9 protein-coding genes and 2 pseudogenes are annotated in these 12,047 nt (G+C 72.9%); 5 read left to right on the forward strand and 6 right to left on the reverse strand.

The window, feature by feature from the left end; translation table 11 throughout:
• Window position 1 precedes the first annotated feature (1 nt).
• The 4 genes and pseudogenes from OG599_RS20165 to OG599_RS20180 all read left to right on the forward strand — a co-directional run bounded on the left by OG599_RS20165 (window position 2) and on the right by OG599_RS20180 (window position 2,230).
• Entirely contained in the window at window positions 2–604 is a 603-nt protein-coding gene (locus OG599_RS20165) for a 4Fe-4S dicluster domain-containing protein (protein WP_327177372.1), read from the forward strand.
• Window positions 601–1,314, forward strand: a pseudogene (locus OG599_RS20170) (Rieske (2Fe-2S) protein); the annotation flags it as partial. The gene OG599_RS20165 and the pseudogene OG599_RS20170, both read left to right, overlap by 4 nt.
• Before the next feature lie 182 nt (window positions 1,315–1,496).
• Window positions 1,497–1,877 carry a hypothetical protein gene (locus OG599_RS20175; protein WP_327177374.1) on the forward strand — a complete coding sequence of 127 codons (381 nt, stop codon included), beginning with the start codon at window positions 1,497–1,499 and terminating at the stop codon, window positions 1,875–1,877.
• Window positions 1,878–1,990: 113 nt separating this feature from the next.
• Complete coding sequence (locus tag OG599_RS20180; protein WP_327177375.1) at window positions 1,991–2,230, forward strand: hypothetical protein; 240 nt, start codon at window positions 1,991–1,993, stop codon at window positions 2,228–2,230.
• Between the two features lie 50 nt (window positions 2,231–2,280).
• Here OG599_RS20180 and OG599_RS20185 read toward each other — a convergent pair whose 3' ends face one another.
• From OG599_RS20185 to OG599_RS20205, 5 genes and pseudogenes are all read right to left on the reverse strand, one after another.
• Entirely contained in the window at window positions 2,281–3,066 is a 786-nt protein-coding gene (locus OG599_RS20185) for a hypothetical protein (RefSeq protein WP_327177376.1), read from the reverse strand.
• A 214-nt stretch (window positions 3,067–3,280) separates the two neighbouring features.
• A complete protein-coding gene (locus tag OG599_RS20190; protein ID WP_327177377.1) occupies window positions 3,281–4,162 on the reverse strand; it encodes an S-methyl-5'-thioadenosine phosphorylase in 882 nt (293 codons plus the stop codon).
• Between the two features lie 204 nt (window positions 4,163–4,366).
• Window positions 4,367–4,717 (reverse strand): FmdB family zinc ribbon protein, encoded by a 351-nt coding sequence (locus tag OG599_RS20195; RefSeq protein ID WP_327177378.1) that lies wholly within the window; start codon window positions 4,715–4,717, stop codon window positions 4,367–4,369.
• 66 nt (window positions 4,718–4,783) lie between these two features.
• Entirely contained in the window at window positions 4,784–6,064 is a 1,281-nt protein-coding gene (locus tag OG599_RS20200; RefSeq protein WP_442809472.1) for an MFS transporter, read from the reverse strand.
• 800 nt (window positions 6,065–6,864) lie between these two features.
• A pseudogene (locus OG599_RS20205) lies at window positions 6,865–8,292 on the reverse strand (potassium/proton antiporter); the annotation flags it as partial.
• A 278-nt stretch (window positions 8,293–8,570) separates the two neighbouring features.
• On the opposite strand from OG599_RS20205, the gene OG599_RS20210 reads away from it, so the two are divergent.
• Window positions 8,571–11,330, forward strand: coding sequence for a penicillin acylase family protein (locus tag OG599_RS20210; protein ID WP_327177380.1), 2,760 nt, complete (start codon window positions 8,571–8,573; stop codon window positions 11,328–11,330).
• A gap of 28 nt (window positions 11,331–11,358) precedes the next feature.
• Here OG599_RS20210 and OG599_RS20215 read toward each other — a convergent pair whose 3' ends face one another.
• Window positions 11,359–11,961 (reverse strand): 5-formyltetrahydrofolate cyclo-ligase, encoded by a 603-nt coding sequence (locus OG599_RS20215; protein ID WP_327180107.1) that lies wholly within the window; start codon window positions 11,959–11,961, stop codon window positions 11,359–11,361.
• Between the last annotated feature and the right edge of the window lie 86 nt (window positions 11,962–12,047).

Below are 12,047 nucleotides of genomic sequence, written 5' to 3' on the forward strand. Positions count from 1 at the left end.
CGTGATGGGCAGAACGATCTTCATCGATCCCGGCCGCTGCATCGGCTGCCAGGCCTGTGTCTCCGCCTGCCGCGAATGCGACTCGCACCGCGGCAAGTCGATGATCCACCTCGACTACACCGACGAGGGCCAGTCCGTCGCCTCCCTTCCGACCGTCTGCATGCACTGTGAGGACCCCGTCGCCCCGTGCGCCGAGGTCTGCCCCGCCGACGCCATCCTCGTGACGGCCGACGGCGTGGTGCAGCAGGCCGACACCACCCGCTGCATCGGCTGCGCCAACTGTGTCAACGCCTGCCCCTTCGGCGTACCCAAGATCGACCTCGAAGCGAAGCTCCAGCTGAAGTGCAACCTCTGCTACGACCGCACCGCCTACGGCCTCGCCCCCATGTGCGCCACCGTCTGCCCCACCGGCGCCCTCTTCTACGGAACGGTCGAGGAGCTCCAGGCGGAGCGCCCCGGGGTCCAGGTCGCCGACACCTTCGTGTTCGGCTCGACCGAGGTACGCACCGGGGTCGCCATGGTCGTCCCCGCGGACAAGGTCCAGTGGCCCGTCCCCGGCGGGCTCCCCGTCGTCGAGATCAACGGTAAGGACGTCCGCCGATGAGCGTCACCGAACAGCCCCCGGGCAACGAACGGCCGCCCACCGGCGGCGACCCCCGCGAAGCCCTGCACGACCGGATCTCCGCCGACGCCCTCACCACCCGCCGCGACTACCTCCGGATCGTCACCACCGTCTCCGGCGGACTGGCCGTCGGCGGCATCGGGGTGGCCGCGGGCATCCTGCACCGCCACGGCGACACCGACGACGGCAAGCCGGCCCGGCCGAAGAGGATCGCCTCCCGGCTCCTCCCCGGCGAGTCCCTCGCCTTCCGCTACCCGGGCGAGGAGGACCGCGCGGTGGCCGTACGGCTCGACGACGGCACCCTCGTGGGCTACTCCGCCATCTGCACCCACCTCGCCTGCGCCGTGCTGTGGCGGAAGGACCGGGGTATCGAGGGCGAGCTGTACTGCCCCTGCCACGAGGGCGTCTTCGACGCCCGCACCGGCGAGGTCACCGCCGGTCCGCCGCCGCGCGGGCTGCCCAAGGTGGTCGTCTCAGAGGAGGCCGACGGCAGCGTGTGGGCGATCGGCACGACCCGGTCCGGCGAGTCCATCGAGGAGGGCGTCTGCCGCCAGTTGGAGGAGACCAACCCAGGACTGGCCGGCCGCCTCGACTGCCCCGGCACCACCGACGGCGTCGAAGCACCGGGCCGCAGCGGCAGCGGCGGCGTCGAGGCGCCCGTCCGCACCGGCACCGCGTCCGCGCACCGCGCCGGTCCGGGCGGAGGCGCGGGACGGGCCTCGGGAAGAGCCGCGGGACGGGCCGCCGGAAGCGGCGCCGGTGGGGGCTCCGGAAGCGGCGCGGGAAGCGGCGCCGGAGGAGCTTCGGGAAGCGGTGCCGGTGGGAGCGCCGGCAGGGGCTCGGGGAAGGGCGTGGGCAGGGGAGGTGATCCGGCATGACGGAGGAACGGCCCTCGCCCGAGGTCCCGGAATACCCCGACTACCACCCGGGAAGCGCGCGGCCCGAACTCAACCGGCCCGTCAAGGAGCGCTATCCGCAGATCCGCCCCACCAGTGGCTACGGCGACCCCCGCGTCCGGCACACCGGCCCCGGGCCGGGAGCGGGTACCGACCAGGAGCCGGAGCGGTCCGCCAAGCTGACCGCCCGCCTGGTGCTGGCGATGACCGTGGTCGTCGGCCAGCTCTGGGGGCTGCTGGTGATCATCGACGAGTGGATGGAGGGCAACACCGGCACCGCCTGGTGGGGCGCCGGCTTCCTGTGTCTGTCCTTCCTGGTGGTCCTCGGACTGTGGTGGCTGGACCCGAAGGACCGCTGACCGCCTGGGCACGTCCCCCGCCGGACCGCCGTGGGACGTGCCCGTACGGTCCGGGGCGGCCGTGCCCGTACGGTCCGGCGGGGCCGGGGGCGGGGCGGCCGTACCCTGGAGGCATGAGCACCACCCCCGCCCCTGCCCCCGGACCCGGCGAGCCGCAGCCGGAGCAGCAGACCGCGCCGGAGCAGACCGCGCCGAAGATGACCCGGCCGCGGCCGAAGCTGCACTTCGGCGATCCGCTGGACCAGCAGTCGTCCGACGACACGGACCAGGGCTGGGGAGAGCGTCCCGCGACCGGGGGCAGCGCCGCCGACCTCGCCCGCTTCCTCGACGAGAAGCCCCCGCACCACATCTGAGCCGCTCGCCCGGTGTCCCGCCGTGCCGCGTGCGGGCCCGGGCCGTGTCGTCACCCATCGGACACCGCCACCAGCAGCTCGCCCGACGCATGAGCCCCGGCCAGGGCCACCGCCGTCTCGCGGGAGACCGACAGCATCACCAGCGCGCCCCCGCCCGGATCGTCCGCGCCCGAGGGCGCCGGCCAATCGGTCCGCGCCACCTCCGCCCCGGGTACGACCCTTCCGGACGCGCCCGGAACGCGGGTGACCCGCACGTCGCGCGCCACCACCCGCGCATCGCCCCCGGACGCCGGCGCGGAGATCACGTCCACCCGGTCGCCGGGGCGCAACAGCCGCACCGTCGCCGCGTCCGCGATCCGCACCGGCGCGGACACCAGGCGCACCGGCGGACGGGACCGCTCCGGGCCGGCCACCCCCACCGCCCTGTCCTCCACCGCCCTGCCCTCCGCCGCGCCGAGTCCCGACGCGGCAAGAGCCGCTGCCGCCAGCGCGAAGCCGGCCGCCAGGGCGCGCTGCCGGCCGTACAGCGCGCGCCGTAAACGCAGCGCGCCGCCACCGCCCCGCACCCGCAGCGGAGCGAACTCCGGGACCGCGCACCGGGGTGGCACGGGTGAAGGGAGCCGGGCCGTCCCGCCGGGCCGGGCCCACCCGGGGGCGGGCTCGGCGGCGGAGCGGGCGTACGCGACGGAGGTGCCGGAGCCGGGGCCGTACCCCGAGCCGGAGCCCGGGCCGAACCCGGGGCCGGGCCCGGCCCCGGACCCCGGATCGGAGCCCGAGCCCGAGCCCGAGCCCGGGACGGGGACGGAGGACGGACGGGTCGTCGTGTTCGTGAACATGGCGCCACCTGGATCTGGGTGCGGAAGTCCGCCGGATGCCCCGGTCGGACCCCCTCACGATCCCCCGTGCGCACCGATCCCGCCGGGGCCGGTGGACGGCCCACCGGTTGTGGACAACTCCGCCACCCGCAGGGGTGAAACAGGGTGCCGAGCCGGCCTCCACAGGCCCGGAGCCCGGAATCCCCACGACGCCGAGAACAGCCGGGGACCAGCCCTACGGCAGCACGATCCCCGTGTCGACCCCGTCCAGCGCCCGCGTGCACACGCAGTCGCGGCCCTCCTCCGGGGGCAGCAGGGCCACCGCGTCGAAGAGCACCGAACGCAGCCGGTCCACGTTGTCGGCGAACACCCGGAGGACCTCCTCGTGGGAGACGCCCTCGCCCGCCTCGGCCCCCGCGTCCAGGTCCGTGACCAGGGTCATCGTGGAGTAGCAGAGGCCCAGTTCGCGGGCGAGCACCGCCTCGGGGTGGCCCGTCATCCCCACCACGGACCAGCCCATCGCGGCGTGCCAGCGCGATTCCGCGCGGGTCGAGAAGCGCGGCCCCTCGACGACCACCAGCGTCCCGCCGTCCACCGCGTCCCAGTCCCGCCCGCGTGCGGCGGCGAGCGCGGCCGCACGCCCCCGGGGGCAGTACGGGTCGGCGAACCCGAGGTGCACGACGTTCGGCACCGTGCCGTCGGGCAGCGGCTCGCCGTCGTAGTAGGTCTGGACGCGCGCCTTGGTGCGGTCGACCAGCTGGTCCGGGACGACCAGCGTGCCCGGTCCGTACTCGGGCCGCAGCCCGCCGACCGCGCACGGGCCGAGGATCTGGCTCACGCCGAGGGAACGGAGCGCCCACAGGTTGGCGCGGTAGTTGATGCGGTGCGGCGGAAGGTGGTGGCCGCGCCCGTGCCGGGGCAGGAAGGCGACCCGGCGCCCGGCGATCTCGCCGAGGAACACGGAGTCGCTGGGGTCCCCGTACGGCGTCTTCACCTGGACCTCGGTGACGTCCTCCAGGAAGGAGTAGAGGCCCGAACCCCCGATGACACCGATCTCCGCGCGGGCCCCGCCCGTACCCGCCGCTGCCGCCGAACCCGTGTCCGTACCAGCGCTCATGACGTCCCCCCGGCCCCGCGCGTACCCGCGCCCGCGTCCGTGATCGTGATCGATTCTGCGTTCACCATGCGGCCAGGCTAGCCGGGGACAGCAAGGGCATCGGGGGACAGCACAAGGACTCCGCCGAGGTGATCGGCGGAGTCCCGGTGAAGCTGTGTCAGCGGTGAAGCTGTTGCGCGGTGGTGCGGGGTCCGGTCAGCTGCCTCAGGCGGCCGAGCCGCTCGACGAGGTCGAGGCGGACGACGAACCGGCCGACGACGAGGCCGACGCGGCGGAGGACGAGGACGAGCCCGAGTCGGAACCCGACGTCGAGGACGACTTCGAAGCGGAGTCGGACGACTTGGTGGACGGCGAAGCAGGCGTGCTGCTCGACGACGATCCACGGCTGTCGTTCCGGTAGAAACCGGAACCCTTGAAGACGATGCCGACCGCGGAGAACACCTTCTTGAGGCGTCCATTGCAGTTCGGGCACACGGTCAAGGCGTCATCGGTGAACTTCTGCACCGCCTCAAGGCCTTCGCCACATTCGGTGCACTGGTACTGATAGGTCGGCACTTGCTCCTCCTGGCACTCTCACTCAGTGAGTGCTAACGACGTTCCATACTGACGTATTCCGTGGAATCAGTCCACCGTGACCGGCTCCCGGTGACCGATCCCACGTGCCACGGTCCGTCCGGACGCGGCCGGAAGAAGCCGCGAACGCAGGGCCAGCAGGGTCGCCAGGGCGAGCACCGTGGCCACCAGCGGTACGACGAATCCGCTGCTCGCGCCCCGTGCGTCGGCCAGTCGGCCGGCCACCGTGACGGCCGCAGCCTGCCCCAGGGCCACCGCGCCGGTCAGCCAGGTGAACGCCTCGGTCCGGGCGGAGGCCGGGACCAGCGCGTCGACCAGGGTGTATCCGCTGATCAGCGCCGGTGCGATGGAGAGCCCGACCAGGAAGCCCAGCCCGGCCATCAGCGGTGCGGAGTGCACCGCCCAGAGCGCGGACGCGGTCAGCGTCAGGGCGGCGTACCCGACGATCAGCCGGCGGCGGGGGCCGTGCTTCCAGGCGACGGCACCGCAGACGATGCCGGCCAGCATGTTGCCGGAGGCGAAGACCCCGTACAGCAGGCCGTTCGCCCCGGGGTGGCCGATCTCCTCGGCGAACGCGGTCAGCGAGACCTGCATGCCGCCGAAGACCGCGCCGATGCCCAGGAAGGTGACCGCGAGCACCCGGACACCGGGGACGGCGAGGGCGGAGGTGCGGGGCGCGGAGTCGGCGGCGGGGGAGTGCGGCGCGGGCTGGGTGGAGCGCCGCGCCGCGAAGAGCACCCCGCCGAGCAGGGTCAGCGCGGCCTCGGTGATCAGACCGGCCGCCGGGTGCACGCCGGTGCAGAGCGCGGTGGTGAGCACCGGTCCCAGCACGAAGGTGAACTCGTCGGTCACCGACTCGAACGCGGCGGCGGTCGCCATCAGCGGGGAGGCCGGGCGGCCGGGCGCCGCCCCCAGCAGCGCCGCCCAGCGGGCGCGCACCATGGGGCCGATCTGCGGGATCGAGGCGCCGGTCGGTACGGCGGCGGCGCAGAGCGCCCACAGGGGCGCGTGCGCCAGCGCGAGCGCGGTGAGCGCGCCCACCGACGCCGCGTGCACCAGTACGCCGGGCAGCAGCACGGTCCGCTGCCCGAACCGGTCCGCCAGCCGGCCGCTCTGCGGGGCGAACAGGGCCATCGAGACGCCGGAGACGGCCGCGACGGCGCCCGCGCTGCCGTAGGAGCCGGTGGTGTGCTGGACGAGCAGGACGATGCCGATGGTCAGCATCGCGAAGGGCTGCCGGGCGGCGAAGCCCGGGAGCAGGAAGGTCCACGCACCGGGGGTGCGCAGCAGTTGTCCGTATCCGGGACGGACGGGGACCGTGGACGCCACGGCCGTGCCTTTCTGCCGCCTGGTGGCACCGGGCCCGGGACGCCGTGGAGGCGTACGGGGGCTGCCGAGAGCTGTCCTCTTCGCGCGGAACTGCGGTAGATGCCGGGCGTCCCGCTCAAGGGGTGCGGAGCGACGCCACGACCGCCATACGGTCGCGCCAGCTCTGCATCAGACAGAGTTGGTCGATCAGATCGGCTTCATGTTACCGCCAGAAGTCGCGGTGGTGCGGGGTACGGGAGCACAGGCGGGCAGCGGTACGGAGGTGCGCCCCGGACGTATACGACCCGCACCGTCCGCGAGCGCACCCCGCGCCCGGCACGGGCCCGCACCCGTCAGCGTCGCGCGGTCGGCCCGTCCGAGCGGTCCCCCGGCCGCTCCCCGCCCCCGTGACGGTCCTGGCGGTCCTGGCGGTCCGGGCGTTCCGGAGGCACCGGGCCGTGTTCCGGGCGCTCCCGGTCGCCCCCGGGCGCCGCCTTCGAGGGGCGCCCGCTCGTCTCCGGCCGTCCCGCCTTCTCCATCCGCGGGCTCCTCTCCGGCCGCCCGCTCTTCTCCGTACGCCCCTTCTGCGTACGCCTCTTCTCCGTACGCCCCGCCCCGTCCTCCGCCCGGGAGCCGTCCGCCGCGCGGGAGACACCTGCCGCGCGGGCCGCCGCCGCGCTGCCGCGCCGGGCCTTCGGGGCGGGCTCGGGCGCGTCCGTCGCGCCGCTGAGCCGCTGCATGGTGTGGGCGAGCCGGTCCAGGTGGGTGGCGCGGGCGAGGCGGGCCACCGCGTCGTCGTCCGCCGGGCCGCCGGGGTGCTGCCCCGCGTGCAGCCAGCCGGCCAGCTTGCCGCCCTCGCCGACCGCCCGCAGCCGGGCCTCGGTCGCGTCGCGCACCGGGTCGGTGGCGACCACCAGGAGCTCGTCGCCGCGCCGCAGCACGGTCGCGGGGGCGGGGACGAAGCTCGTACCGTCGCGGACCACCAGGGTGACGGCGGAGCCGGCCGGGAGGCGGAGCTCGCCCACCTCCACGCCGTGCATCCGCGACTTCGCCGGGATCGCGACGGAGAGCAGATGCCCGCGCAGCCGTTCCAGGGGTGCGGACTCGATGCCCAGGTCGGCGGCTTCGGACGGGTCCTCGGCGATCTTCAGCGCCTTGGCGAGCCAGGGCAGCGTCGGCCCCTGGATCAGCGTGTAGACGATGACCAGCACGAAGACGATGTTGAAGACGCGGGTGGAGCCGTCGATGCCGGCCACCATCGGGATGGTGGCGAGGATGATGGGGACGGCGCCGCGCAGCCCCGCCCACGACATCAGGGTCTTCTCGCGCTTGGGCAGCCGGAAGGGCGCCAGGCTCAGGAAGACCGAGAGCGGCCGGGCCACCACGGTGAGCACCAGGCCCACGACCACCGCGGGCCAGAAGTCGTCGAGCAGGTCGTGCGGGGTGACGAGCAGGCCGAGCAGGACGAACATGCCGATCTGGGCGAGCCAGCCGAGCCCGTCGGCGAAGCCCCGGGTGGCCGGCCAGTGCGGCAGCTTGGAGTTGCCGAGGACCATGGCGGCCAGGTAGACGGCGAGGAACCCGCTGCCGTGCGCGATGGCGCCCTCCGCGTACGCGGTGACCGCGATGGCCATCACGGCGATCGGGTAGAGGCCCGAGGCGGGCAGCGCGACATGGCGCAGCGCGTAGGCGCCGAGCCAGCCCGCGGCGAGGCCGATGGCCGCGCCGATGGCGAGTTCGAGGGCTATCTCGCCGACCAGGGTGTACCAGTGCTCGACCGGTCCGACCGAGGAGAACGCGACGACCAGGATGACCACCGGGGCGTCGTTGAAGCCGGACTCCGCCTCCAGCACGCCGGTGATCCGGGAGGGCAACGGGACCCTGCGGAGTACGGAGAAGACGGCGGCGGCGTCCGTGGAGGAGACCACCGCGCCGATGATGAGCGCCTGCTTCCACTCCAGCCCGACGAGGTAGTGCGCTCCCGCCGCCGTGACGCCCACACTGATGCCCACGCCCACGGTCGAGAGCACGGCCGCCGCCGGAAGCGCGGGCCGTACCTCTTTCCACTTCGTGCCCAGTCCGCCCTCGGCGAGGATCACGACCAGGGCGGCGTAGCCGATCACCTGGGTGAGTTCCGCGTTGTCGAACTGGACGTCGAAGATGCCGTCCTGTCCCAGCGCGATGCCGATGCCGAGGTACAGGAGCAGGCTGGGGAGCCCGCTGCGCGAGGAGATCCGGACCGCCGCCACCGCGACGAGCAGGACGAGCGACGAGACCAGCAGGAGTTCGTTGAGCGTGTGGACAGTCAGGGCGCGTTTCCTTCCCCGCGTACGACCGACGGGCAGGTTCCCGGCGACCAGGTACTTCGTTACCTTACCTAATCTTTAACGCTTTCTTGACGCCTTCGAGTATGTGTACGACCTGTGTGCGGATGCCCGCAGCCCCCCACCGCGTCCGAGTCGGATCGACGCTGCGCCTATGGTTGCCCTTGCACTCCCAGGACCACCCTGCCCCTCGAAGGACAGCGATGCCCGCCAACACAACCGTCTCTGCCGGTCCTTCCGCTGCGAAGAAAACCGGCAGGAAGAAGGGGCGACGCGCCCGCCTCATCGTGATCGTCCTGGTCCTGGCGCTGGTCGCGGGTGTCGGGTACGGCGCGTACTGGTCCGTCGCCACGGTCCGGGCCTCGTACCCGCAGACCGCAGGAACCATCGAGCTTCCGGGCCTGACCGGAGACGTCGAGGTCAAACGCGACGACTACGGCATCCCGCAGGTCTACGCGGACACCGACGCCGACCTCTTCCGCGCCCAGGGCTACGTCCAGGCACAGGACCGCTTCTACGAGATGGACGTCCGCCGTCACATGACGGCCGGACGGCTCTCGGAGATGTTCGGATCCAGCCAGGTCGAGACCGACTCCTTCCTCCGCACGCTCGGCTGGCGGAAGGTCGCGCAGGAGGAGTACGACAAGGTCCTCAGCGCCGACACCAAGAAGAACCTCCAGGCGTACGCCGACGGCGTCAACGCGTACCTGAAGGGCAAGGACGGCAAGGACATCTCCGTCGAGTACGCGGCGCTCAACCTGACCAACGACTACAAGCCGACCGAGTGGACCCCGGTCGACTCGGTCGCGTGGCTGAAGGCGATGGCCTGGGACCTGCGCGGCAACATGCAGGACGAGATCGACCGCTCGCTGATGACCAGCCGGCTCACGGCGAAGCAGATCGCGGACCTGTACCCCGAGTACCCGTACGACAAGCACGAGACGATCGTCGGTGAGGGCGCGGTCTCCTCCGTCACCGGCGAGTTCGACCCGGACGCCGAGCCGAGTGACACCACCGTCGACGGGGACACCGTCGCCGGTGCCACCGAGGGGCTCGACACCCAGCTCGGCGCGCTCTCCGACACCCTGGACGAGATCCCGGCGCTGCTCGGCCCGAACGGCAACGGCATCGGCTCGAACTCCTGGGTCGTCTCCGGTGCGCACACCACCACCGGCAAGCCGCTGCTGGCGAACGACCCGCACCTGGCGCCGATGCTGCCCTCGCTCTGGTACCAGATGGGGCTGCACTGCCGCACGGTCTCGGCGAAGTGCCAGTACGACACCGCCGGGTACACCTTCTCCGGCATGCCCGGTGTGATCATCGGCCACAACCAGGACGTCGCCTGGGGGCTCACCAACCTCGGCGCCGACGTGACCGACCTCTTCCTGGAGAAGGTCTCCGCCGACGGCTACCTCTACGACGGCAGGACGGTCCCCTTCACCACGCGGGAGGAGACCATCAAGGTCGCCGGCGGGAAGAGCCGGAAGATCACCGTCCGCGAGACCAACAACGGCCCGCTGGTCTCCGACCGCAGCAGCGAGCTGGAGAAGGTCGGCCAGAAGGCCCCCGTCGCGGGCGCCGCACCCGACCGCGCCTCCGGCTACGCCGTCTCGCTGAAGTGGACCGCGCTCCAGCCCGGCCACTCCATGGACGCCGTGTTCGAGCTCGACCGCGCCGACGACTTCGCGTCCTTCCGCGACGCCGCCGCGCACTTCGAGGTGCCCTCGCAGAACCTCGTCTACGCGGACACCAAGGGCAACATCGGCTACCAGGCCCCCGGCTGGATCCCGGTCCGCAAGTCCGGCGACGGCACCCTGCCGAGCCCCGGCTGGACCTCCAAGTACGGCTGGGAGAAGGACCCGATCCCCTTCAGCGAGCTGCCGTACGAGTACAACCCGGAGCGCGGCTACATCGTCACCGCGAACCAGGCGGTCGTGGACGAGAAGTACCCCGAGCTGCTCACCAAGGACTGGGGCTACGGCACCCGCAGCCAGCGCATCAACGACCTCATCGCGTCGAAGATCAAGGGCGGCGAGAAGATCTCGACCGAGGACATGCAGAAGATGCAGATGGACAACACCAGCGAGATCGCCGCGCTGCTGGTGCCCAAGCTGCTGAGCATCAACATCGCCGACAAGGACGTCCGCGAGGCGCAGAAGCTGCTGGAGGGCTGGGACTACACCCAGGACTCCGACTCGGCCGCCGCCGCGTACTTCAACGGCGTCTGGCGCAACATCCTGATGCTGGCCTTCGGCAACAAGCTGCCGAAGGAGCTGCGGGTCGAGGGCGACTGCATCAACGTCACCCGCTCCGACTCCACCGCCCCCGTCGACGAGCAGAACAAGCTCGTCCGGGAATGCGGCCAGCGCGACGCCGACTCGGCGCAGCCGGACGGCGGTGACCGCTGGAACGAGGTCGTCCGCAAGATCCTGGACGACGAGACCAACGCCTGGTGGAAGGTGCCGGCCCAGGGCCGCGAGAAGGCCATCGACAACCGCGACCAGCTCTTCGCCCGCGCCATGGACGACGCCCGCTGGGAGCTGACCGCCAAGCTCGGCAAGGACATCTCCACCTGGAGCTGGGGCCGGCTGCACCAGCTGACGCTGAAGAACCAGACCCTCGGCACCTCGGGCCCGGGCCTGCTCCAGCGGGCGCTGAACCGCGGTCCGTGGAACCTCGGCGGCGGCGAGGCGGCGGTCGACGCCACCGGCTGGAACGCGGCCGGCGGCTACGACGTCATCTGGGTGCCGTCGATGCGGATGGTGGTGAACGTCGGCGACTGGGACAAGTCCCGCTGGATCAACCTCACCGGCGCCTCGGGGCACGCGTTCAGCGCGCACTACACCGACCAGACCGACAAGTGGGTCAACGGCGAACTGCTCGACTGGTCGTTCGGCGCCGACGCGGTCGGCGAGTCGACGGTCGACACGCTGACGCTCAAGCCGGCGGCGGCCACCGGCTGACCGGGGGCCGGACACCACCCGGGGCCGCTCAGCGGCCGAAGCGGTGCGTTCCGGCCGGAGTGACGACGGCGTCCACGGGGTGGTCGTGCGGTTCCGAAGGGACCCGCGCGACCACCTCGTCTTCGTACAGCAGCACCACGAGCGCCGGGTGTGCCCCCGCCGCGGTGAGCCGGGCCAGCACCCGGTCGTAACTCCCGCCGCCCCGGCCGAGCCGCATGCCGCGGGCGTCGGCCGCGAGACCGGGCAGCAGCACCGCGCCGGCGTCGAGGACGGCGGCGGCGCCGAGGCGGGGACCTGCGGGTTCGAGCAGCCCGCGCCCCGCCCCGAGCAGCCGGCCGGGGCCTTCGTACACCGCCCAGTCGAGGTCGTTGTCGGGCAGCAGCACCGGCAGCAGGACCCGGACGCCCCGGGCGCGCAGGGTGTCGAGCAGCGCGCGGGTGCCCGGCTCGCGCCCCACCGACACGTAGGCGGCGACGGTCCGGGCGCCGGAGAGCTCGGGCAGGGTGAGCGCGGTACGGGCCAGTGCGGCGGCGGAGTCCGCGAGCTCCTCGGGCGTCAGCGCCGCGCGCGCGGCGAGGAGCTCGCGCCGCAGGGACGCCTTGCGCGACGCGGCACCGGCCGGGGGGCCGATCGGGGCGTCGGACGGCTGGTCAGCCGGGGTTTCGCCGAGACCGTCGGCCGGCTCGTGGGTCACAGGAAGCTCACACTTTCCTCATA

The organism is Streptomyces sp. NBC_01335 (genome assembly GCF_035953295.1).
Taxonomy (GTDB): Bacteria; Actinomycetota; Actinomycetes; order Streptomycetales; family Streptomycetaceae; genus Streptomyces.